Raw genomic sequence first — 21,334 nt, 5'->3', positions numbered from 1 at the left:
AAGTCGCTGATTTAATGGTGACGCCACGGAGGACGAATTCATGTTGACCATCAAGGAACGCACCGGAATCTACAGCGAGCAGATTCGTAGTTTCTTGGTTTCAAATTTCTACGTCAGCGACGTCAAGGCATTGCTGGATGACGCATCCTTGCTCGATCAAGGCATTGTCGACTCGACGGGTGTGCTTGAGATTATCGGCTTCATCGAGGAGACCTTTGGCATTACCGTCGAGGATAGCGAACTTCTGCCTGAAAACCTCGATTCCATCCAGGGGATCGAGCAATACATCATCCGCAAAATGAACTGATGAGTAAGCGTAACGCCCAGAGCAGCCCCGTATTTGGTCTGATTGTCGCAGGATTCATGCCTGCGTCTTGACTTGCCCCAGAACCACCCGGCCCTCGCCCGCTTCGTTCGAGACCGAACGGATGTTCTCGAATGCCTTGCTGCGTTCCAGCAGACCCGCTACCTGTCGGTCTTGGCCAAGCCCGACCTCGAAGAGCAGGATGCCGCCACGCCGCAGGTATCGCGGTGCGTCTTTCAGTACGCGCATATGAATGCTCAGGCCGTAAGGGCCGGCTGCGAACGCCTCGCGCGGCTCAAGCTCGATCAGATGGGCGCGGTCGCCCTCGAGCCGCTTTTCAGAAATGTAAGGCGGATTGCAGACGATTACGTCGATAGTTCCGTCTAGCCCAAGGCCGATGAGAGAGTCGAACAAGTCGCCCTGAAGCACCGAAAGACGCTCAGCCATGCCGTGATGTGAGGTGTTGCGGCGTGCCGTTTCGACGCATTCATCGGTGAGATCGCTTGCCCAGACAAGGGCGCTGGGCACATGGTAGGCGATCGCGCACGCCAGATTCCCAGTGCCGCAGCACATATCAACTATGCGCGGAGCCGGCAGGTTCATCTGATGCAACACACCAAGCGCGGTCTTGCCGAGCAACTCGGTCTCAGGTCTGGGGACGAGCGCACCGGGCGAAACCAGCAGTTCAAGTCCCATGAACATGGCGCGGCCGGCGCCATAGGCATCAGCTACACTGAACTCTTTGCTCATGGCCGACCCCATCGCTTGATCTCCCCAGTATAGATCTGCGGCGCTCATGCGCCAGCCAAACCTGCTCCGAAATCATGAATTCTCAAGCCTTTCCTTCGAAAAACTGCAGGCACAAACTCGGTGCATCGCACTTCTGACGCTCATTGACCGATTGCAATCTCAGGTCGCCCAAGATGGAGAGAGAGGTGCTGCTCATGCTTTGAAGAGCCAATGGCGCGGTACGGCGGCTTTTAGATTTTGTGGGATCGTGGAGAGGGGTAAACGCCTATCCAACTCTGATGGAGCGGAGGCGCGGACCGCAGCTCCATTGACGCGCTAATCTTCGGCTCCGGTAATTCAGCAAGTGGTCGGTGGAAGCGCCTCCGCTCCAGCATCAGCCTCACCTTGCTGCATGGAGAGGTTACCTATAGGTTTGCGGACATGTCGAAACAACTGTCCGAAGGTCTCGGATCGACATCTCATTTCCGGTCAATCGCAGAGAGGGGCCGTGAGCGAAAGCGTGAGTGTTCTGATTGTTGAGGATCAATGGCTAGTCGCGCAGGACACTGCCGCCCGGCTGCGTCGCGCCGGTTATCAGGTGGTCGGACCTGTGCCGTCGGTATCCGCCGCTCTGCGTCTTGTCGAATCGGACAAGATTGACGTGGCGTTGCTAGACATCCAGCTGAACGGTGAAACGGGTCTGCCGGTGGCGAGGATATTGCAGGCGCGAGGCATCCCCTTTGCCTTCTTGTCGGGATTTGGCCCCGCCGACGTTCCCGCGGCTTTCCGCGGCTGCAGATTCCTGCCGAAGCCGGCAACCGATGCTGTCATCCTTGCTGCTGTCAGCGAGTTGGCGTCCCTGCGCACAGCTTCGCGCTGACATTCGCTCCGCCGCATTATTACCGGAGTTGCGCCCTGGCGACCTGGTAGGCCGGACGAGGTCAGTCTCACAAAGGGCAACATTGGCGCTTTGGCCATGAGGACGGCGGACTACGACCGGCGAGGACGGAAATTCAGCGTTCAAAAAGCATCCGCCGGGGTTCCACTTCTCGGCCTGTTGGCGGCGATTTGGACTTAGGTCCGATCCCGGTCGCCAGAGGTCGGATTGCGGAACATCTGCCAAGGACCCACGTTCGGGGTTTGAGCACGGAGGTGCCGGCCGATCTCGAAGCGCAAGTTTCACGGGCAACTGTTGGGGAGTGTCGTAGTGCCGATTTCAAACGATATGGGGGACGAGTACCTGGAACTGGAATGTCCAAACTGTTCTCATGTCATCATAAAAAAGGGATCGTGGTTGAAGGTGATATCCAACTTCAACTGCACCCAATGCCATGCAAAAATCAGAATTGGTTATATGACCAAGCTCGCGCTTTTCGAGAAAAAAAGGCAAAGCATGAACCCGGCTGCGCAGTGAGCGTCCTGGCGGCCCGACAGTCGTTTGGGGTGGTGCGTTGAACCGTCGGGCCTGACCGGCCCGATGGCGGGGGAGCCAGGCCGGCTGGGTGAATCGTATACATTAGATCATGCTTATCAAGCCCAAATCCGCGGCGCGACATCGCCTGGTGGAGCAACGGTGAACCCCGCGCCCGTATACGCGCTAGCAGGAACGTCGGCGGTCAACATGCCGCTCATTCGTAGAGAGTGCGAACAGCTTCATCAAACAGCTCCACCTCGGCTTCAACCTTTTCAGCCGCTTTATCGACCTTCTCGAAACGCTTCAGCATTCGATTGTGGAGCATGGACAAGCGTGCGGCATGGTAGACCACGCTGCGCTTGTAACCTTCAGAGTCGAGTGGTTCGAACAACATTGTCATGGCAGAAATCCTCAATGTTTTTCGCCCTGCAATCCTTCCCTAGTAAACCGCCAATTAACTCTTTCGTTCCGCTGGTGATGCGAAGGCGCCCGAATGAATAACTCGTTGCGCTGTCTCCAGACTGCACGAGCGTGATTCGTCTGTCTGCGGTTGGGCCTCAAGGCTTGCGCTTGCCTCGCCTGTTCGGCTCATGCTGCGTCAGTCACGACATGGACGGCCAGCTTCAGTTCAATCGCTTTGGGCGTGAGTTGAATACCGGCGCTGCCAAGAATTGCCGAATGATCATCCTGCTGTGGTGGGACCGCCGAACCCGTCAGGAGCGACGAACCGAGCCGGCTTGGATAGTCGCCCCACCGCAAGGACGCGAGCGGATCGAAGATCACGTCGGCAGGTGCTCTGCCCTCTCTGGGAAGCCGGCGCCGCGCGCACTTACTGAAAAAACCCAAACAGAATAAGAGCGAGAAAGGCAAACAGCAGCGCTGCAGCCGCTAGCAACACACCTTTGTTGGAGCCGCGCCGAGGTTGAGGGTCAGGCACGAGTTTTTTCCGGTTTGGGAGTTCATTCATTGGACATTAATTTGCGGCTGCAAATTAGGTTCCGCTCATGCTTGAATGCCTACAATGCCGCCCCACAGCGCCCTACAGGCGCACGACCTTCGCTAGCCCTAGGCGTATCCGCTGGCCTTCTGCAAAGGACAACGCGAACGATTCCTGATTGAATGACCTGGCAATTTCCTGATCTTTCTCAACCACGCGGACGAACATTCGCCGCAGGTTTCTGTCACTTCGACGCAAGGCACGGCCTTGCGGAATGGAACCACGTTATCCATCACAGCCGACCTACGAGCAATGGCAACATCGGTCTTATAAGGCCACCGAATTCGGGATTTCAATAAAAAAGTCGGTACGTGATCATGTAATTTACGGGATCAAGTAATTAGTGAGCAGCGGATCGCATTTGAAGTCCGCTAAGATCACCTATGTGCTCACCGAAGCATTGGGGCTCGGCCGACACGGTGATTTTGAACGCCTACGGCAATTCCTTCTCGGAGAGGTCGCTGACCGGCATGATGGCGCACTGAACCAAGATGGCGGGCATGGGGCCCGGCTGCACGCTGCATGGACTTCGGAAGACGCTGGGGAAGTACCTGGCCAAGGAGGGCGCGACCTCGAAACAATCGGCAGGCATTCTCGGCCACGACGACCTGGACCACGTAGAGCTTTACAGCAAGGACGGAGCAGGAGCGGCTCGCCGTGGATGGCATTGCGAAGCTTCTGAAGCGGTTTGTCTAACCGACTGTCTAACCAGGTTGTCTACCCTCGACGCAAAGCTTTGTGCACCAAGGCGACTGGTGGGCCCGGAGGGACTCGAACCCCCAACCAAGCGGTTATGAGCCGCCGGCTCTAACCATTGAGCTACAGGCCCCACGCGCGCTGGATTAGTGTTTTTCCTTGCGCGGCACAAGGCTTTCCGGACGGGCTGGCCGAGATCGCCCAAATCAGCCCATATTCGCGCCCTAGTCGACAGGCGCGACTGGATCGCAGACCGAGGAGATTTTCATGACCAGACATATTTTGCCGCTCGCACTTACCGCCGCGATGGCTTTTCCGGCGATGGCAAGCGCTGCCGATTCGCTGCCCCCGCCCCGCATCATCGTGTCGGGTGAAGGCCAGTCGACCGTGGCGCCCGACCTGGCGCTGCTGACGCTCAGCGTCATGCGCGAGGCCAAGACCGCACGCGCGGCACTCGACGCCAACAACGACGCCATGGCCGCCGTGATCGCGGCAATGAAGTCGGCAGGGATCAAGGATCGCGACCTGCAGACCGCCGGCATCCAGATCAACCCGCGTTACAATTACACCAACAAGCCCGACGGCAGCCAGGAAGCCGAGCTTGTCGCTTACCAGGTGACCAACACACTCTCGGTGCGCATTCGCGACATCGACAAAACAGGTGAGATTCTCGACAAGGCTGTGTCGCTCGGCGTCAACCAGGGCGGCGGCATTTCGTTCTCCAACGAGGATCCGAAAGCTGCCGTCACCGAAGCCCGCAAGAAGGCGGTCGCCGATGCCATGGCCAAGGCCAAGACGCTGGCTGAAGCCGCCGGCGTCAGCATCGGCCGGGTGCTGGAAATCACCGACCAGAACGTTGCGCCGGCGCCGATGCCGATCAATGCCAAGGCCTTCGATGCGGCAGGCGCCGCGGTTCCCGTGCAGGCCGGCGAGAATGCCTACGCCGTGCAGGTAACAGTGACATTCGAGCTTAAGTAGCAGGCCGCCGGGCCGGGCGCGGTTCTGCTGAACCCGTCGGCCGGAACCGCAGATTTCCGACATGAAAAACCCCGGAGGGCTGGCCTCCGGGGTTTTTTCGAGCCGCACCTTTCCGCGGAGAGAAAGGGGCTCCTGGCTGACCCTAGAAGGGTCATGCCGCTACTCCAGGCTGATCCTCGCAGAGGGACATGCCTCCGGATCGACCTTCGCAGAAGGTCGTATCCCAGACTGATCTTCGCAGAAGATCAGTCTGGTTCTCTTAGCGATAGATAACCGGGCAGCCGCGCTCATTGGCGAACACGACCACTACGCGATCGCCATACTGGCGGCCGGCGACCTTCACCACGCGGCGATTGACATCGACGATGCGGACGCGGTGCAGGCCCATGCGCTCGGCCTTGTCGAGGGCGCGGTCCGGCGAGCAGCGGCGCCAATTGCGGTCACGGCGAAAGCCGTCCTCATCGTCGCCGGTGTAGACGCCGACGCGGCGGTCATGGTTGTTGCCGAAGCCGAGATAGATCGAGTCCGCCTGGGCGGGCACTGCGGCAAGGGTGCCGAGAGCTACGAGACCCGAAAGGGCTGCCGTCTTGAATGAGTTGAACATTGTCTTCTCTCCTTGTTGAGGGCTTGCGCCCGTCTTGGTCGAACCGATGGGGGGAGAATGCTCCTTGCAATCTGAACTCTTCGCGAACCGGCCGTTCATTTTCGGTTAATCTGCCCGACAGGTCAAAAGCAACCGCCCCTTCCACCGCTGCAAACGATCCTGACCGTCAAAAACGTCCAATGGCGCGGAACGCCCTATGGCAACGTCCGTCCCAGAATGCTCAGGGCTCGTCGTCGAGCATATAGTCGAAATAATCGTCCGGCTCGGCCAGATCGGTCTCACTGGCGCGGACGCGGCCGCGCATGGAGATGCCGGCATCATGAACGGTCTCGGCACTTCCCGACACCAGCCTGTGCCACCAATAGAGGTCGTGCCCCTCGGCAACCAGCCGGTAGGCACAGGTTTTCGGCAGCCACGTGATGGTGCGCACATTCTGCGGCGTCAGCCCGACACAGTCCGGCACGCGCGCCAGCCGGTTGGCATAGTCCGAACAGCGGCAGCTTTGCCCATCGAACAGCCGGCAGCCGACTGATGTCCAGTAGATCTCGCCGGTATCCTCGTCCTCGAGTTTAGACAGGCAGCATTTTCCGCAGCCGTCGCACAGCGATTCCCACTCGGTGGGCGTCATCGCTTCCAGCGTCTTGGTCTTCCAGAACGGCGTTTCCATTATGGGTCGAGATGTGGCCTCCGCATGCGGCAAGGTCAAGCTGTTGTGTGACTTCAAGTTCCGGCCGCACCATAGGAAAAACATGAAGTTGCCTTCAAAACGCCGGTCAATCGTCCTTGGGTGCGGGTAATGCCTGCAAACCGGAACCAATCCGGTCAAGGACAGTTTGGGCAGGGATGGGACCCCACAAGGAGAATTTAAGATGAAACGCCAACCACGGGTACTGGCAGGTACGGCACTTGGCCTGCTTATGGCATCCGCGCCGTTGGGCGCATCCCCGTTGCAGGGCAACGCCGTTTTCGGCCCCTTGCAGCACACGGCCGCGCCACTGATCCTGGTCCAGGACGACCCTGCTGCAGATGGTCAGCAGACCGACCAGGAACTGCCGCGCAAAAAGAAACGCCAGCAGGCCGAACAGGCAGCGCCGGCCGCCGAGCAGCCTGCACCGGCTGCAGAGCAACCCGCCCCTGCCGCCGAGGAACAACAGCCGCGCAGGAAGAAGCGGGATCAGCAGCAGACCGAGCAGGCCCCGGCCGAACAGGCCGCACCTGCCGCCGAGGAACAGCAGCCGCGCAAAAAGAAGCGCAATCAACAGCAGCAGATGGAGGCGGCGCCTGCGGATGAGGGCGGCGCCCAGGCAGCGCCGGCGACCGATGAGCAGCCGCTCAAGCCACGCAAGAAGAAGCGTGACCAGCAGCAGATCGAGGCAGCACCGGCTGAACAACCGGCCGAACAGGTAGCTCCGGCAAATGAAGAACAGCCGCTAAAGCCACGCAAGAAGAAGCGCGACCAACAGCAGATCGAAGCGGCGCCCGCTGAACAGCCGGCCCAGCAGCCTGCCGAGCAGGCAGCGCCCACCGAACAGGTGGCGCCGGCAAACGACAACAAGTCGGGCAAGAAAAAGCGCAAGCAGGATCAGCAGATTGAGGCCGCGCCTGCCGACAAAGCGCCAGACGTCAAAGTTGCGCCTGCCGGAGAGCCCGCGCCGCAGGCCGAGCCGATTCAGCCCCCGGCCGATCAGCAAGCGGCTCCCGCCGAAGGTGAACAGCCGAAGGATCAGGCGAAAAAGCAGGGCAAAAAAACTGTCGGCGAACAGCCGGTGACGGGCGAACAGCAGCCTGCGACCGGTGAACCACAGCCTGCGGAGCAACCGGCCAATGCCGAGCAGCCCGCGCAACGTGAGACGCCGGCGCAAGGCGAAGCCACGGCCAACCCCGACGAAGCACCCATCCTGGACAGCCAGAAGGATGCCAGGCGCAAGCACCGCAAGGACCAGGGCGGCAACAGCCAGAATGGCGACGGCCAAAATGGGAACGGCCAGAATGCTGGCGGCCAGACGGGCGAGCAGCCCGCGCAGGGCGGCACCGAGGCGCAAGCCCCGAAGCCGGCTCCGGTCGACCAGGGACCGCCGCCCACCGACGACAAGTCAGCTCAGCAGGCAATTCAGCCAGAAAAGATCGCCCCGGTGACGGAGGAAAAAGGCAAACGCGTCGAGCGTGCACCCGATGAGAACGTCCGCGACCGCCGGCGTCCGAAAGGCGTCGACGTCGTCAAGGAACTCGGCGACCGCGTCATCCTGCAGTTCAACAACCAGACGATCGTGGAAAGCAATGACGCTCCGCGCATGCACCGCGGCGCCAGGAATGTTTACTATGAGGAACTGTCGGGCGATCGCTCTCGGGAAATCGTCGAGCGCGACAATGGCATCCAGATCGTCACCATCCGCAACCGCAATGGCGACGTCATCAGGCGATCGCGCATCACGCCGGATGGGCACGAATATGTGCTGAGCTATGTCGACGAGCGCAGCTATGACGACGACAATGACTGGCGCGATCCCGGTGACGACCTGCCGCCGATGCGGCTCACCATCCCGCGCCGCGAGTACATCCTCGATTCGGAAGATGTCGAAAGCCCGGACGATTATTACGAGTTCCTCGAACAACCGCCGGTGGAGAAGGTCCAGCGCCTCTATTCCATCGACGAAGTGAAGCGTTCGGCGCGCGTGCGCGACATTGCCCGTCGCGTCGACCTCGATACATTGAACTTCGAGTTCGGCTCGGCCTCGATATCCGACACCGAAGTGCAGAAACTGGAAGGCGTCGCCACGGCCATGGAGAAACTGTTGAAGAAGAACCCGGCCGAAACCTTCCTGATCGAAGGCCACACCGATGCGGTTGGCACGCCGGAAGCAAACCTTGCTCTGTCCGACCGGCGCGCTGAGTCTGTCGCCGAAGCGCTGACCAATGCCTTCGGGATCCCGCCGGAAAACCTGACCACTCAGGGCTATGGCGAGGAATACCTGAAGGTCAACACCACGGCGCCCAACCGCGAGAACCGCCGTGTCGGCATCCGTCGCATCACCTCGCTGGTGGCACCGGTGGCGAGTAACAATTGATCTGCTTTCCAATGGCTTGAGCAGCTTTCTGGAATCAGATCGACAACAAGGACCCATCCCGGCAGATCGGGATGGGTCGAGCTGCGGACAGCAATCCCGGTTCAGCAAGAATTGTACTGGTATTAGAACCGGCTCATTGAATAGAGCGGCCGCCCTCCCCAGATTCAAGCCTGGGCGTTCCCTGCCCCGTCCCGACTCCAGCGGGATGCATTGAACCCTGCCGGCCCTCCCGGCGGGGTTTTTTTGCGTCGCAATTTGCCTTGCAAACTGCGGCAAGCTGATCGAAATACCCCAGTCGACCTCAGAAAGCTGACCGGAACCGCTGCATGAAACGTCTCGAACTCGCCATCGAATCGATCATCCTCGCCTCACGCTGGCTGCTGGTGGTTTTCTACATCGGGCTGGCCCTGGCGCTCGCCGTCTATGCGCTGTCCTTCGGCAAAAAACTCTACGAGTTCGTCATGGTCGCCTTCACACTCGACGACACCGACACCATCCTGAAGATGCTCGGCCTCATCGACGCCGCACTTGTCGCCTCGCTGGTGGTGATGGTGATCATCTCCGGCTACGAGAATTTCGTCAGCCGCTTCGACGACCAGGATGGCGGTGTGCACTGGCTGGGTACGATCGATGTCGGTTCGCTGAAGGTCAAGGTCGCCTCGACCATCGTCGCTATTTCCTCGATCCACCTGTTGCAGGTGTTCCTGAATTCGTCTTCCTATACGATCGACCAGCTGATGTGGCTGACCATCATCCACCTCGCTTTCGTCGTCTCGGCGCTGATGCTGGCCTATATCGACCGGCTGATGGGACTGAGCAAAGGCAAGAAGGGCGAGGAGTGATGAGCCCCTTTCTCCCCGTTCATGGGGAGGTGAGGCTGGTCCGCACAGCGGGCGAAAAGCCAATTGCTTGGTTTTTCGAAAAACGCCGGCAGGTGGATGAGGAAGCAGCGCCGTCGGCCCGTGATTTCCGTCAGTAGATGCTTTTGACGTTCGTCGGCGAATTGGCAAATACCGCGTCCGGCACGAAAAAGTCGCCGGCCAGCGGCCCGGTCGCGCCCGGCGCATAGACCGCGAAATCGGTCACGCCCTCGGCCCGCAGCACCTCTTCATCGATGTAGAAATTGCCTGATGTCTCGCGCGATGAGCGCATGAAGATGGCGTGTGCGGCATCGGCCATGATGTCGGGTAAGCGGCTCATCGCCGCCACCGTCGCGCCGCCGAGCAGATTGCGCACCGCAGCCGTGTCGATGGTCGAGATCGGCCACAGCGAATTGACCGCGATGCCGTCCTTGGCAAACTCGGCGCTCATCCCCAGCGTGCACATCGACATGCCGAACTTGGCCATGGTGTAGGCGACATGGTTCTTGAACCATTTGGCCTTCATGTCGAGCGGCGGCGCCAGATTCAAGATGTGAGGATTGCTTGCCAACTTCAGGTGCGGAATGCACATTTTCGACACCAGGAAGGTGCCGCGCGTGTTGATCTGGTGCATCAGATCGTAGCGCTTCATGTCCGTCTCCAGCGTGCCGGTGAGCTGGATGGCGCTGGCATTGTTGACGCAGATATCGATGCCGCCGAACTTTTCGACGGTCTTGGCAACCGCCTCAGCCACCTGCGCCTCCTCGCGGATGTCGCACAAAACAGGCAGCGCCTTGCCGCCGGCCTGCTCGATCTCCTCAGCTGCCGAGTAGATCGTGCCCGGCAGCTTCGGATGCGGCTCGGCGGTCTTGGCCGCGATCGTCACATTGGCGCCGTCGCGCGCAGCTCGCAGCGCGATCGAAAGACCGATGCCGCGCGACCCGCCGGAGATGAACAGCGTCTTTCCCTTGAGCGACATGTCTTGGCACCTCCCTTGCTACATCACTGACGCGAACCATTGCGCGGCGGCAATGCACTGCGCAAGGCCTCGGCAGCCTGCAACGGGTTACGCAACGTAGGCTCAAATGGATAAGGGGGTTAGACCAGCACCAGGCCCTGCCGCATCGCGATCGCGATGGCATCCGTGCGGTTCGCAGCACCCAGCTTGATCAGGATCGCGGCGACGTGGAACTTTGCCGTGTGCACGGAGATGTTCAGCCGCCGCGCGATCACCTTGTTGGGCGCGCCTTCGGCCAGCAGCGCCAGCACTTCGGCCTCGCGCGGCGACAGCGCCGGACGGGCGGTAGCGCCATCGTCCAACGGCTCCTCGCCGAACAGCCCGCTATGGCTTCCGCCGTTGGCGGCGCCATCGAAATCGTCGTGGCGAGCGGGCGTCGAACGCCCATCCCTGGACACCCGGTAGCCGGCCGCCGCAAGTCTGACGGCAGCCGCGATCAGATTCGCATCCGACGCCAAAGGCAGCACGGCAAGCACCCGGTTTTCCGGCCGGCCAGCGCTCGCGGATAGCAGCACCCGTGGGATTGCGCTGTTGCCACCATCGGCCCGATCGAGCCAGGCCGGACTGTTCGCAACAGCGTCATCGACGACAGCGACGTCGGCAATCCCGCTGCCGGCCACGACCGGAAGCAGATCGTCCGCCATGGCAAGCGAAGCTGACAGGCGCTCGGCACGCGCGGCATCGTGCAGCGCGATCAGCACCACGAGCTGGCGTCCGCCGCCCGCCACCTCCGGCCCACCCACCTCCGGCCCACCCGCCTCCGGCCTTGTCAGCGTGTCGCTTTCCATCGCCCCTCTCAGCTCAGCGGTTTTTCACCGACGGTCAGCGCGACGTCGCGCTGCTCGCCGCCGCGCACCACGCCGAGCGTCACCGCGGCGCCCGCGCTATCCGGCCCAAGCTTTCGGATCAGTTCGCGCGGGCCGTGCACGGCCTCGCCATTCCACGCCACGATGATGTCGCCCAGCGCAAGGCCGGCGGCCTTGGCCGGACCATTGTCGTCGAGGCTCATGACGATGGCGCCGCGCGCCGCGCCGTCACGGATCGGGTGCAGGCCGGCGCCGAGATAGCCGCGCGCGACATGGCCCTTTTCACGCAGCGTCGCCACGGCCCGCTCGATCGTCTCATAAGGCATGACCAGCGCACGACCACGTGGCCCAAACAGCAGCATGCCGATCAGCGCGCCCTTGGCGTCAAGCACCGGCCCGCCCTCGAAACGGCCGCCGGCATTGACGGCGAGATTGATGCGCCGATCGATGCTGCCGCCGCGCATCGAGCGCCAGGCGGGGCCGACCTCGCCGACCGAACCCGATACGGCCAGCGCCGAACCCTGACTACTGCCGATGGCGATGGCAAGATTGCCGGGCCGTACCGCGTCAGCCTTGGCCAGCGCAGGCGCTGCGGCAGCGCCGGCCGGCTTCAGAAGCGCTACGCCGGTCGACGGATCGCGACCGACCAGTTCGGCCTTCACCGCTTCGCCCGAAGCCAATGTCAATTCGATCTCCTCACCGGCCTCGACAGCTTCCTCGGCGGTGACGAAATAGCCGTCACGCCAGTGGAAGGCGCTGGCGGTGCGATGGTGATGGGTGGTGAAACTTGCCGTTGCCGGCGCAGCCTTGGCGGCGAGATCGGCGATGGCGTCGGAAAATGCATTAAGGTTGAAGTCACTCATGATGATCTCCTGGGTTTTCTCATGCCCCAGATATCGCTCGGCAGTGCGCCCGGAGGTACTCGTCTGACGGCTAGTTACTGGTGTGACTGGCCATCTGGTCAGGTCGCGGCAGTTCGAGCCGCTCCGCACATATAGTCATCATCGCGCCTGAAAACACGGAGCCCCGCCAATGGCCCTCGCCGCCCACAAATTCGAAACCGACGACACACTGCTCGACGCCTATTCGACGACAGTCGCCGACGCCGTCGACCGCATCGGCCCAGCCGTCTGCCGCATCGAGCGCGTCGGTGGCCAAGGTGGCCATGGCTCCGGCTTCGTCATCGCGCCGGACGGGCTGGTCGTTACCAATTTCCATGTCGTTGGCGATGCCAAAACGGTGCGCGTCTCTATGCCCGACGGCGCCTCCAGCGAAGGCCGCGTGCTAGGCCGCGACCCTGACACCGACATCGCGCTGGTGCGCGCCGATGGCAGCTTCACCGAAGTCGCGCCGCTCGGCGATTCCAAGCGGCTGCGGCGCGGCCAGATCGCCATTGCCATCGGCAATCCGCTCGGCTTCGAATGGACCGTAACGTCAGGCGTGGTCTCCGCACTTGGCCGTTCGATGCGCGCCTCGACCGGGCGGCTGATCGACGATGTCGTCCAGACCGATGCCGCGCTCAATCCCGGCAATTCCGGCGGACCGCTGGTGTCGTCGGCAGGCGAAGTCATCGGCGTCAACACCGCCATGATCCACGGCGCGCAAGGCATCGCCTTCGCGGTCGCTTCCAACACCGCCAACTTCGTCATTTCGGAGATCATCCGCTTCGGCCGCGTGCGGCGCGCCTTCATCGGCATCTCGGCCGACACCACCAGTTTGCCGCGCCGCGCAGCGCTCCTGTCGCAGGTGACCACCAGTACTGCGGTGCGGCTGCGCAGCGTCGAGAAAGACGGACCCGCGGCGAAGGCCGGCCTCAGGGAAGGCGACATCATCGCGGCGATAGACGGTCGCCCGGTCACCGGCGTCGACGACCTCGTGCGCATGCTCGACGCCGAACGCATCGGCCGCGAGACGCTATGCACAGTGGTGCGCCGCACCGGCGTCAGCCAGGTGACGGTGACGCCGGTAGCAAGGGCGAGCTGAGCCTTTATCGAGGCTTGAGCACCCGCCCGAGCAGCGACACCAGCAGTCGCGCAAGGTCACCGGTCGGGTCGAGGTCGGGATCGTAGATCGTCATGTCCAAGCCGGTGCAGCGCTGGTCCGCTGCCAGCGCCGACAGAATGGCAACGAGTTCATCGGGGTCGATGCCGGGGCTGCCGGGCGAATCCACCGCCGGCATCACCGTCTGGTCGAGCACATCGACATCGAGATGCAGCCAGTAGGGACAGCCGGCGCGCGCCAGCGTCGCTCTTGTCTTTTGCAACACTCCAGCCGCGCCGAGTTCCTGCGCGGCAAAGACGTCGATGCGCGTCACGGCGGTCGCATTGATGTCGGGCCAGGCAAAATCGGCATCGCGGCTCTCGCGTTCGCCGATCTGAACCACCGCCTCGTCGGCGACGAGCGGACCGACAACACCTGGCCATTGCGCCAGCAAAGCCTCGCCGCGTCCGGTGGCAAGTGCCAGATCCATGCCGGCAACCGAGCCGAGTGAGGCATTGACATCGTAGTTGCCGGGATGGCGGAAATCGCTGTGGCCATCGAAATGGATCAGGGCGACTGCGCCCGAGCGCCGCGCGGCGACCAGTGCGCCAAGCAGGATCGAGCAGTCGCCGCCGATGATCAGCGGGAACTCGCCTTGCCCAAGCGCACGGGTGACGATCTCGGCAAGATCGAGGTTGAAGCGGCGGATCGCCGGACCATTACGCAGCCTAGTGCCCGGTTGCGGTTCGGTACTGTAGGCGGGTCTGTCGAGATCGACCACCCGCCCCGGCGCCAGCGACTCGATCAAACCAGCTTCGCTCAGCGCCTGCGGCGCACGCCAGGTGCCGGGCACATGGCCCGGCTCCAAGGGCCGAAGGCCGAGATTGGATGGCGCACGAACAAGGCAGATGTCACGCATGCGGCAGGCCCAGCTTCAACATCACCAACATAGACCGCATGGTGCGGGTCCGGCCACAGCGGCCGGAGCCGCTGCCGACATTTGCTGCCATTGTTCAGGCGCCCGCCGCGCCCGCCGCGAATTGCGCCTGAAATTCCGGGCTGAGCGGGATCGGCTTGATGACGTCGATCAGCACGCCATTGGGATCCCTGGTGATGAAATGGCGCTGGCCGAAGGGTTCGTCGCGCAGCGGGCACAGGATCGGCAGGCCGGCCGCAACGATCCGTTCATAGACAGCATCAGGATCCCTCACCTCGAAATTGAGCAGCAGCCCCGATGTGCGGCCGCGCCCCCCCTCGGGGATCGTCTCGTGGTCGCCCTGGACGATACCGAGATTGACCCGGCGATCCTCGGCAGACTGCAGATGCACATACCAGTTGCTCGCAAACAGCGGCTTGAAGCGGAAGTGATTGATATAGAAGGCTTTTGTGCCGGCTACGTCGCCCGTCATCAGCACCGGATAATAGCTCGTCGTCTTCATCTTTCTTTCTCCCGTTAGCCAACATACAGTTTGCATGTAATTCGAAATAACATACAGGCTGCATGTATGCAACGAGAAACCCCGCGCCGCTCCAACCGCGACCGCACCGAAGCGACGCGCGCCGACCTGATCGCTGCGGCGCGCAAACTGTTCATCGAAAAGTCCTATGCCGAGACCGGCACGCCGGAGATCGTTGCGGCCGCCGGCGTCACCCGCGGCGCGCTCTATCACCACTTTGCCGACAAGCAGGCGCTGTTTGCCGCCGTGGTCGAGCAGGAGGCGGCGGCGGTGGCGCAAGAGATCGAGCGCGCCTCGCCGCCTTCTTTGTTTGCCCGCAATGCGCTGATTGCCGGCTCGGACGCCTATCTCGCCGCCATGCGCGCGCCCGGCCGCACGCGGCTTTTGCTGCTCGACGGGCCGGCCGTGCTTGGCCGCGCCGCCATGGATGCGATCGACAATCGCCACGGCAACCGGTCGCTGCGCGAAGGCCTGGTTGCGGCAATGCGCGAACAGTCGATGACCAGACTGCCGGCCGATGCGCTGACCGCTTTGCTCGCCGCTGCCTTCGACCGCGCAGCACTTGCCGTCGAGGCCGGCGCCTCGGCCGAAGACTATCGCGCCGTGCTCATGGCTCTGATCGATGGGCTGTCTCCGGCTCATCCTCAGGCAGGTCGTCCGGGTCGAACTCGTTGAAGCAGCCGAGCTGGCGTTTGAACTGGTCGATCAGCCAGGCCGCCGCCGGTTTCGGGCTGCGGTCGGCGCGGTGCATGGCATAGAGCGATGAGCGCACCTCGCTAAAGGGTTCAAGGTCGAGTTCGACCAGCCTGCCGCTGGCCAAATCGTCCGCGATCAGCCAGCGCGGCAACCCGCCCCAGCCCAGCCCCTCGCGCATCAACGTATGCTTGATACGCACATCTGTCAGCCGCCATGTACGATAGGCAAAGACGCCGAAGTCGCGTCCCTTGGTGCGTTCCGACTGGTCGCTGACAACCAGCTGGGTGTGCTCTCGCGCATCCTCGAGCGCCACCGGTTTCGGCAGCAGTGCCAGAGGGTGGGTGGGGGCGGCAGCCAGCACGATCGACATGAAGCCGATGCGCACGAGATGCACGTCGACCTCGCCCAGCAAGCCACCGATGCCAAGATCCGACTGTCCGCTGACGACATGGTCGGGGATCAGACCGAGCGTGCCGATATGCAGTCGCATCATCACGGTCGGGAACTGCGCCTCGAACGCCTTCAGCACCCGCACCAGCACCGGCGAGGGCAGCGCCGCGTCAACCGATAGCGCAACTTCAGCCTCCAGCCCCTGATGGTGACCGTCGGCACGCGAACGGATGCGCTGCAGCACGCCGACCATGCGCCGGGCGTCCTCCAGCATCGCCCGGCCGATTTCGGTCAGCTGCGGCTCGCGCGTGCCCTCGCGCTCGAACAGTTTCAGGCCAAGCTGCGCTTCAAGATTGGCGATGCCGTAGCTGATGACGGACTGCGCGCGGTTAAGCTTGCGGCCGGCGGCTGAGAAGCTGCCGGTGTCGGCGACCGCAACCAGGATCTGCAATTGGTCGAGCGTCGGATTGGGTTGCACGGCATACCTACTTTATGGATGGATCGTATAGAAAATATACCAGTTTTTTGAATGGGTCGGTAGGCCCATATCAGGCGGGAGAAATCAATTCCCACTGGAGAGAACCGCTATGTCTATCCTGCTTGTAACCTCGAGCCCGCGCGGCGCTGCCTCGCACTCGACCCGTATCGCTACCGAATTCGCTGAAAAGCTCGTCGCCGCCGACCCGTCGAATACGCTCGTCGTACGCGACCTCGTGGCCAACCCGCTGCCGCACATCGACACCGATTATGCGACCGGCATCTACACCCCCGTTGAAGCCCGCACGCCGCGCCAGGCCGAAGTCGTCGGCGTCTCCGACATCGTGCTTGACGAACTGTTCGCAGCCGACACCGTGATCCTGGCCACCGGCTTCATCAACTTCAACATCTCCTCAACCCTGAAGTCCTGGGTCGATCACATCTCCCGCTCCGGCAAGAGCTTCTCTTATGGCGAGGGTGGTCCCAAGGGCCTCGTCACCGGCAAGAAGGTCTATATCGTACTCGCCTCGGGCGGCATCTATTCCGAAGGTGCGGCCGTGCAGTTCGATCACGCCATCCCCTATCTGCGCGGCGTGCTCGGCTTTCTCGGCATGACCGATGTCGACGTCATCCGCATCGAAGGCGTCGGCATGGGCCCTGATGCCGTCACCGCCGCACTTGCCAAGGCGACCGCCAAGGTCGATGCCGTGGTGGCCAAGACCGCGAGCGCGCAAATCGCCGCGTAAGCACACCCCGTCATTCGCATTGAAAAGGCGGGCGCTTCGGCGCCTGCCTTTTTCCTTGTCAGGCGGCGCGATAGGTTGCGTGTCGAAAACGGATCTATCGCGTTACTAGATTGCCGCGCAACGCCATTGGTTATTCGGCCTGTCTGCGTTATCGGTCGCTGATGTTCCTTTCCGTCGCGACAACCCATCATCCAGCCACAGATCTCGGCTTCTTGCTGCACAAGCATCCCGAACGTCTGCACGAGACTGACCTATCCTTCGGCAAGGCCTGGCTGTTCTATCCGGAGGCGACCGATGAGCGTTGTGAGGCTGTGCTTCTGCTCGATGTCGATCCGATAGGGCTCGTTCGGGGCAAAGGCCAGGCAGAGGGCTTGCTGGATCAATATGTAAACGACCGACCTTATACGGCATCGTCATTTCTGTCTGTGGCTTTGAACAAGGTACTGCGGACAGCGATGACCGGCATCTCGAAGGAGCGCCAGCAACTGGCCGATAGCGACCTCCCGCTCGAAGCTGTGGTGACCCCGCTGCCGATGCGTGGCGGCGAGGCCCTGGTTCGAGATCTATTCGAACCGCTGGGATGGACCGTCAACCTGGCGCCGGTCGAAACTGTCGGATCTGGCGCGGGTGGACCACGATACGGTCATCTGAGGCTGACTGGCACCGGCCGCCTAAGCAGCCTGCTCAACCACCTTTATGTCCTGATCCCGGTGATGGACGACACCAAGCACTACTGGGTGGGCGAGGCCGAGATTGACAAGCTGCTGTCCAAGGGCGAGGGCTGGCTGGAAAACCACCCAGCCAAAGACCTGATCGTGCGCCGTTATCTGCGCAACCGAGGTGCGTTGGCCCGCATCGCCCTGGAGCGGCTGGCTCCGGAGACGGCCAATGAGGTCCTACCCCCCGAAGCCCGGGCTGCACCTGAGCAAGCGCTGGAGGCGCCCATCCGGCTGAACGACCTGCGCATGGACGCCGTGGTGCAAGCCATTCGGGCGACCGGAGGGGCCAGTGTTGCAGATTTGGGGTGTGGCGAAGGCAAGCTGCTCTATCGGCTCGTGCGCGAAAAATGGGTCCACAAGCTGTTCGGGCTCGACCCCGCTATTCGTGAACTGGAATGGGCCGCCAAGCGTCTCAAACTGAACGAGTTCGGGGGGCCGCCTGAAGACCGGGTCACGTTGCTGCACGGATCGCTGACATATCGCGACAGCCGATGGGCGGAAGCCGACGTCGCTGTGCTGGTCGAGGTCATCGAACATCTCGACGAAGACCGGCTGCCAATGATCGAGCGTATTATCTTCGGCGAGACAGCGCCAAAATTCGTGATCGTGACTACGCCGAACGCTGACTACAACCCCTTGTTCCCCAGTCTGGCCGCCGGCGCTTTTCGCCATCCGGATCACCGTTTCGAATGGGGCCGGGTTCGGTTTGAAGCCTGGGCGGTCAGGATCGGCGAGATCTATGGCTATAGCGCCGCCTTAAGTGGCATCGGAGCCGTGGACCCCGTGCTCGGCGCGCCGACGCAGATGGCGGTGTTCACCCGATGAGAGAGCCAGACAAGACCGACCTCACCATCCCTGACTTCGCCCTCGTCGTGCTGATCGGCTCGACGGGATCGGGCAAGTCGACCTTCGCCGCCAGGCACTTCCTGCCGACCGAAATCATCTCGTCGGATCGCTGCCGCGCGCTCGTCAGCGACAACGAGACTGATCAGGATGTCTCGGCCGACGCTTTTGATTTGGTGCGCGAAATCGCCGGCAAACGGCTCAAGCATCGAAAGCTGGCCGTCATCGACGCGACCAATGTGCGACCCGCTGATCGCAAGGCGTGGGTCGAGCTGGCGCGCAAATGGCACGCTTTGCCGGTCGCCGTGGTCATCGATCCGGGTGTTGATGTTTGCGTCGCCCGCAACGCGCTACGAGCCGATCGTCCCTTCGGCGCCGGCGTTGCCCAGCGCATGACGAACGAAATTCGCAAGGGCCTCGGCGGCCTGCAACGCGAAGGTTTCCGTCAGGTCTGGAAGCTCACCGGCGAGGCCAGTATCGACGCGGCCAAGGTCTCGCGTCAGCCATTATGGACCGACAAGCGCGACGATTGCGGTCCTTTCGACGTCATAGGTGATGTCCATGGTTGCGCCGACGAACTTCAGACCTTGTTCTGTCAGCTCGGTTACAGCATCGCCTGGTCCGACGGCCATGGTGATCGGACCGTCACTGTAACGCCGCCAGAAGGCCGCAAGATCGTCTTTGTCGGCGACCTCGTCGATCGTGGTCCCAACGTGCCCGACGTCTTGCGCATCGCCATGAGCATGGTCGCGGCGGGAACCGCCTACTGTGTCCAGGGCAATCACGAACGCAAACTCAGCCGCTGGCTGGAAGGCCGCAAGGTCACGATCGCCCACGGCCTGCAGCAAACCATCGACCAGTTGGACGCTCAGGATCGCGGCCTGCGAGAGGCTTTGCCGGCCTTCCTCGACAGCCTGCGCAGCCACGTCTGGCTGGACGGCGGACGCCTCGCCGTGGCACATGCCGGACTCAAGGAAGAGATGATCGGGCGCGGTTCCGGCGCGGTGCGCGAGTTCGCCCTCTATGGCGAAACCACGGGCGAAATCGACGAATTTGGCCTGCCCGTCCGTGCCGACTGGGCAGCCGCCTATCGGGGCAAAACCAGCGTAGTATACGGGCACACGCCGGTGCTGTCGGCGGAGTGGGTCAACAACACGCTTTGCATCGACACCGGCTGCGTGTTCGGCGGCAAGCTGACTGCCTTGCGCTGGCCGGAACGCGAACTGGTCGACGTGCCGGCAGTCGAGACCTGGTCCGAACCCGTGCGTCCCCTCGGTGGACCGGGCCTTGGCAAATCGGCACAGGCCGATGCCGACGGCGTGCTCGACTATCAGGATGTCTCTGGGCGACGCTGGATCGAGACCGAACTGAAAGGCAGGGTTGTCGTGGCCGAGGAGAACGCGTCGGCGGCACTTGAGGTGATGAGCCGCTTCGCGCTGTCGCCGCAGTGGCTGGTATATCTGCCGCCGACAATGTCGCCATCCGAGACCAGCAGCCAAGCCGGCTGGCTGGAACGCCCCGAGGAAGCTTTCAGTCATTTCCGCGAGCGTGGCGTCACCCAAATCCTGTGCGAAGAGAAGCACATGGGTTCGCGGGCAGTCATCGCTCTGTGCCGAAACGCGCAGACGGCGCGCGACCGGTTCGGGGTATCTGGCGACGAGACAGGCGCGATCTGGACCCGGACCGGACGCTCCTTTTTCAGCGACAGCGGCATGACGGAGCGCCTGCTCAATCGCCTGCGCGCCAGCGTCGACGCTGCGGATCTATGGCAGGAATTGAACAGCGACTGGTTGCTGCTGGACACCGAGATCATGCCATGGTCGGCCAAGGCAAGCAGCCTGATTGAAAGCCAGTACGCCCCAGTGGCAACGTCTGCGGCCGCTGGGCTCCAGGCCAGCCGCGAAGCGCTGGCCCGTGCGATGGCACGCGGCGTGGATACGGCCGCGCTCAAGGCTCGCATTGAGGACCGCGCCGCGCGTGCCGCCAGATACGCCACTGCCTGGGCGCCTTACGTGTGGCCGGTCTCGGGCGTCGACGACCTGAAGGTCGCGCCGTTCCACCTGCTGGCAAGTGAGGGATGCGTCTGGTACGACCAGAACCACGTTTGGCACATGACGCTTGCGGACCGTCTAGCTGCCGGGGGCGGCGTGGTAACGCGAACGCAATGGCGGATGATTGACCTGGCCGATGCCGGTTCTTGTGCGGAGGCCGTCGCCTGGTGGGAGACGCTGACCGACTCAGGCGGCGAAGGGATGGTAGTGAAGCCGCACGACTTCGTCAGCCGAAACAAGAAGGGGCTCATGCAACCGGCGCTGAAAGTGCGCGGCCAGGAGTATCTTCGCATTATCTATGGCCCCGAATACGATGCGCCGGACAATCTCGTGCGCCTGCGCGAACGAGGCTTGGGTGGCAAGCGCAGCCTGGCGCTCAGAGAGTTCGCGCTCGGTCACGAGGCACTGAAGCGGTTTGTCGCCAAGGAACCGCTGCGACGTGTTCACGAGTGTGTTTTCGGCGTCCTGGCGCTGGAGAGCGAGCCAATCGATCCGAGGCTGTAG

Annotated in this window: 22 protein-coding genes and 1 tRNA gene; 11 read left to right on the top strand and 12 right to left on the bottom strand. The window is 62.4% G+C overall.

Annotation, left to right across the window (positions count from 1 at the left end; translation table 11 throughout):
* Positions 1-40 precede the first annotated feature (40 nt).
* Positions 41-307: an acyl carrier protein gene (locus NLY43_RS27260; protein WP_023670883.1), complete on the top strand. Its 267-nt coding sequence runs from the start codon at positions 41-43 to the stop codon at positions 305-307.
* Positions 308-361: 54 nt separating this feature from the next.
* Here NLY43_RS27260 and NLY43_RS27255 read toward each other — a convergent pair whose 3' ends face one another.
* Positions 362-1,054, bottom strand: coding sequence for a N5-glutamine methyltransferase family protein (locus tag NLY43_RS27255; RefSeq protein ID WP_023689767.1), 693 nt, complete (start codon positions 1,052-1,054; stop codon positions 362-364).
* A gap of 487 nt (positions 1,055-1,541) precedes the next feature.
* Here NLY43_RS27255 and NLY43_RS27250 point away from each other — a divergent pair, with 487 nt between their 5' ends.
* Together NLY43_RS27250 and NLY43_RS27245 are read left to right on the top strand one after the other, a co-directional pair.
* Positions 1,542-1,913, top strand: coding sequence for a response regulator (locus NLY43_RS27250; RefSeq protein WP_023711215.1), 372 nt, complete (start codon positions 1,542-1,544; stop codon positions 1,911-1,913).
* A gap of 371 nt (positions 1,914-2,284) precedes the next feature.
* Complete coding sequence (locus NLY43_RS27245) at positions 2,285-2,488, top strand: hypothetical protein (protein WP_155921622.1); 204 nt, start codon at positions 2,285-2,287, stop codon at positions 2,486-2,488.
* Between the two features lie 173 nt (positions 2,489-2,661).
* Here NLY43_RS27245 and NLY43_RS27240 read toward each other — a convergent pair whose 3' ends face one another.
* The 3 genes from NLY43_RS27240 to NLY43_RS27230 form a co-directional block, all read right to left on the bottom strand.
* A complete protein-coding gene (locus NLY43_RS27240; protein WP_023697125.1) occupies positions 2,662-2,847 on the bottom strand; it encodes a hypothetical protein in 186 nt (61 codons plus the stop codon).
* Between the two features lie 188 nt (positions 2,848-3,035).
* Entirely contained in the window at positions 3,036-3,230 is a 195-nt protein-coding gene (locus tag NLY43_RS27235; protein WP_023701119.1) for a hypothetical protein, read from the bottom strand.
* 967 nt (positions 3,231-4,197) lie between these two features.
* Positions 4,198-4,273, bottom strand: a tRNA-Ile gene (locus NLY43_RS27230).
* 134 nt (positions 4,274-4,407) lie between these two features.
* On the opposite strand from NLY43_RS27230, the gene NLY43_RS27225 reads away from it, so the two are divergent.
* Entirely contained in the window at positions 4,408-5,118 is a 711-nt protein-coding gene (locus NLY43_RS27225) for an SIMPL domain-containing protein (RefSeq protein WP_023711213.1), read from the top strand.
* A 259-nt stretch (positions 5,119-5,377) separates the two neighbouring features.
* Here NLY43_RS27225 and NLY43_RS27220 read toward each other — a convergent pair whose 3' ends face one another.
* Both NLY43_RS27220 and NLY43_RS27215 read right to left on the bottom strand, forming a co-directional pair.
* The gene (locus NLY43_RS27220) at positions 5,378-5,722 is read right to left on the bottom strand and encodes a hypothetical protein (protein ID WP_023672466.1); all 345 of its coding nucleotides are present in this window, start codon (positions 5,720-5,722) and stop codon (positions 5,378-5,380) included.
* 220 nt (positions 5,723-5,942) lie between these two features.
* Positions 5,943-6,389, bottom strand: coding sequence for a YcgN family cysteine cluster protein (locus NLY43_RS27215; protein ID WP_023672465.1), 447 nt, complete (start codon positions 6,387-6,389; stop codon positions 5,943-5,945).
* 202 nt (positions 6,390-6,591) lie between these two features.
* On the opposite strand from NLY43_RS27215, the gene NLY43_RS27210 reads away from it, so the two are divergent.
* Positions 6,592-8,787, top strand: a complete 2,196-nt coding sequence (locus tag NLY43_RS27210) for an OmpA family protein (protein WP_023711212.1) — start codon at positions 6,592-6,594, stop codon at positions 8,785-8,787.
* Positions 8,788-9,113: 326 nt separating this feature from the next.
* Positions 9,114-9,629, top strand: a complete 516-nt coding sequence (locus tag NLY43_RS27205; protein WP_023672463.1) for a TIGR00645 family protein — start codon at positions 9,114-9,116, stop codon at positions 9,627-9,629.
* Positions 9,630-9,759: 130 nt separating this feature from the next.
* Here the strand turns inward: NLY43_RS27205 and NLY43_RS27200 are convergent, their stop codons facing one another.
* From NLY43_RS27200 to NLY43_RS27190, 3 genes are all read right to left on the bottom strand, one after another.
* Positions 9,760-10,626 (bottom strand): SDR family oxidoreductase, encoded by an 867-nt coding sequence (locus NLY43_RS27200; RefSeq protein ID WP_023672462.1) that lies wholly within the window; start codon positions 10,624-10,626, stop codon positions 9,760-9,762.
* Positions 10,627-10,745: 119 nt separating this feature from the next.
* On the bottom strand, positions 10,746-11,453 hold the full coding sequence (locus NLY43_RS27195) for a helix-turn-helix transcriptional regulator (RefSeq protein WP_155922376.1): 708 nt from the start codon (positions 11,451-11,453) through the stop codon (positions 10,746-10,748).
* An 8-nt stretch (positions 11,454-11,461) separates the two neighbouring features.
* The gene (locus NLY43_RS27190; RefSeq protein WP_023689760.1) at positions 11,462-12,334 is read right to left on the bottom strand and encodes a S1C family serine protease; all 873 of its coding nucleotides are present in this window, start codon (positions 12,332-12,334) and stop codon (positions 11,462-11,464) included.
* Between the two features lie 169 nt (positions 12,335-12,503).
* Here NLY43_RS27190 and NLY43_RS27185 point away from each other — a divergent pair, with 169 nt between their 5' ends.
* Positions 12,504-13,454 carry a S1C family serine protease gene (locus NLY43_RS27185; protein WP_023689759.1) on the top strand — a complete coding sequence of 317 codons (951 nt, stop codon included), beginning with the start codon at positions 12,504-12,506 and terminating at the stop codon, positions 13,452-13,454.
* 4 nt (positions 13,455-13,458) lie between these two features.
* On the opposite strand, the gene NLY43_RS27180 is transcribed toward NLY43_RS27185, so the two are convergent.
* Positions 13,459-14,370 (bottom strand): arginase family protein, encoded by a 912-nt coding sequence (locus NLY43_RS27180; RefSeq protein ID WP_023711211.1) that lies wholly within the window; start codon positions 14,368-14,370, stop codon positions 13,459-13,461.
* A 94-nt stretch (positions 14,371-14,464) separates the two neighbouring features.
* The gene (locus NLY43_RS27175) at positions 14,465-14,890 is read right to left on the bottom strand and encodes a VOC family protein (protein ID WP_023711210.1); all 426 of its coding nucleotides are present in this window, start codon (positions 14,888-14,890) and stop codon (positions 14,465-14,467) included.
* A gap of 66 nt (positions 14,891-14,956) precedes the next feature.
* On the opposite strand from NLY43_RS27175, the gene NLY43_RS27170 reads away from it, so the two are divergent.
* Complete coding sequence (locus NLY43_RS27170; protein ID WP_023672456.1) at positions 14,957-15,583, top strand: TetR/AcrR family transcriptional regulator; 627 nt, start codon at positions 14,957-14,959, stop codon at positions 15,581-15,583.
* Here the strand turns inward: NLY43_RS27170 and NLY43_RS27165 are convergent.
* A complete protein-coding gene (locus tag NLY43_RS27165) occupies positions 15,516-16,472 on the bottom strand; it encodes a LysR family transcriptional regulator (RefSeq protein WP_023683802.1) in 957 nt (318 codons plus the stop codon). The genes NLY43_RS27170 and NLY43_RS27165 overlap by 68 nt on opposite strands.
* 109 nt (positions 16,473-16,581) lie before the next feature.
* Between NLY43_RS27165 and NLY43_RS27160 the strand changes: the two genes are divergently transcribed.
* The 3 genes from NLY43_RS27160 to NLY43_RS27150 all read left to right on the top strand — a co-directional run bounded on the left by NLY43_RS27160 (position 16,582) and on the right by NLY43_RS27150 (position 21,334).
* On the top strand, positions 16,582-17,217 hold the full coding sequence (locus NLY43_RS27160) for an FMN-dependent NADH-azoreductase (protein WP_023689756.1): 636 nt from the start codon (positions 16,582-16,584) through the stop codon (positions 17,215-17,217).
* Positions 17,218-17,327: 110 nt separating this feature from the next.
* Complete coding sequence (locus NLY43_RS27155) at positions 17,328-18,761, top strand: 3' terminal RNA ribose 2'-O-methyltransferase Hen1 (protein WP_245260957.1); 1,434 nt, start codon at positions 17,328-17,330, stop codon at positions 18,759-18,761.
* Entirely contained in the window at positions 18,758-21,334 is a 2,577-nt protein-coding gene (locus NLY43_RS27150) for a polynucleotide kinase-phosphatase (protein WP_023711209.1), read from the top strand. The genes NLY43_RS27155 and NLY43_RS27150 overlap by 4 nt, the downstream gene beginning before the upstream one ends.

The organism is Mesorhizobium sp. C416B (genome assembly GCF_030323165.1).
Taxonomy (GTDB): Bacteria; Pseudomonadota; Alphaproteobacteria; order Rhizobiales; family Rhizobiaceae; genus Mesorhizobium.
This window is presented reverse-complemented; position numbering and strand designations above follow the sequence as displayed.

Coding starts and splice junctions, on each gene's coding strand:
- NLY43_RS27260 (WP_023670883.1), top strand. CDS start 41: ATGTTGACCATCAAGGAACGCACCGGAATCTACAGCGAGCAGATTCGT.
- NLY43_RS27255 (WP_023689767.1), bottom strand. CDS start 1,054: ATGAGCAAAGAGTTCAGTGTAGCTGATGCCTATGGCGCCGGCCGCGCC.
- NLY43_RS27245 (WP_155921622.1), top strand. CDS start 2,285: ATGTCCAAACTGTTCTCATGTCATCATAAAAAAGGGATCGTGGTTGAA.
- NLY43_RS27240 (WP_023697125.1), bottom strand. CDS start 2,847: ATGACAATGTTGTTCGAACCACTCGACTCTGAAGGTTACAAGCGCAGC.
- NLY43_RS27225 (WP_023711213.1), top strand. CDS start 4,408: ATGACCAGACATATTTTGCCGCTCGCACTTACCGCCGCGATGGCTTTT.
- NLY43_RS27220 (WP_023672466.1), bottom strand. CDS start 5,722: ATGTTCAACTCATTCAAGACGGCAGCCCTTTCGGGTCTCGTAGCTCTC.
- NLY43_RS27215 (WP_023672465.1), bottom strand. CDS start 6,389: ATGGAAACGCCGTTCTGGAAGACCAAGACGCTGGAAGCGATGACGCCC.
- NLY43_RS27210 (WP_023711212.1), top strand. CDS start 6,592: ATGAAACGCCAACCACGGGTACTGGCAGGTACGGCACTTGGCCTGCTT.
- NLY43_RS27205 (WP_023672463.1), top strand. CDS start 9,114: ATGAAACGTCTCGAACTCGCCATCGAATCGATCATCCTCGCCTCACGC.
- NLY43_RS27200 (WP_023672462.1), bottom strand. CDS start 10,626: ATGTCGCTCAAGGGAAAGACGCTGTTCATCTCCGGCGGGTCGCGCGGC.
- NLY43_RS27195 (WP_155922376.1), bottom strand. CDS start 11,453: ATGGAAAGCGACACGCTGACAAGGCCGGAGGCGGGTGGGCCGGAGGTG.
- NLY43_RS27190 (WP_023689760.1), bottom strand. CDS start 12,334: ATGAGTGACTTCAACCTTAATGCATTTTCCGACGCCATCGCCGATCTC.
- NLY43_RS27185 (WP_023689759.1), top strand. CDS start 12,504: ATGGCCCTCGCCGCCCACAAATTCGAAACCGACGACACACTGCTCGAC.
- NLY43_RS27180 (WP_023711211.1), bottom strand. CDS start 14,370: ATGCGTGACATCTGCCTTGTTCGTGCGCCATCCAATCTCGGCCTTCGG.
- NLY43_RS27175 (WP_023711210.1), bottom strand. CDS start 14,890: ATGAAGACGACGAGCTATTATCCGGTGCTGATGACGGGCGACGTAGCC.
- NLY43_RS27170 (WP_023672456.1), top strand. CDS start 14,957: ATGCAACGAGAAACCCCGCGCCGCTCCAACCGCGACCGCACCGAAGCG.
- NLY43_RS27160 (WP_023689756.1), top strand. CDS start 16,582: ATGTCTATCCTGCTTGTAACCTCGAGCCCGCGCGGCGCTGCCTCGCAC.
- NLY43_RS27150 (WP_023711209.1), top strand. CDS start 18,758: ATGAGAGAGCCAGACAAGACCGACCTCACCATCCCTGACTTCGCCCTC.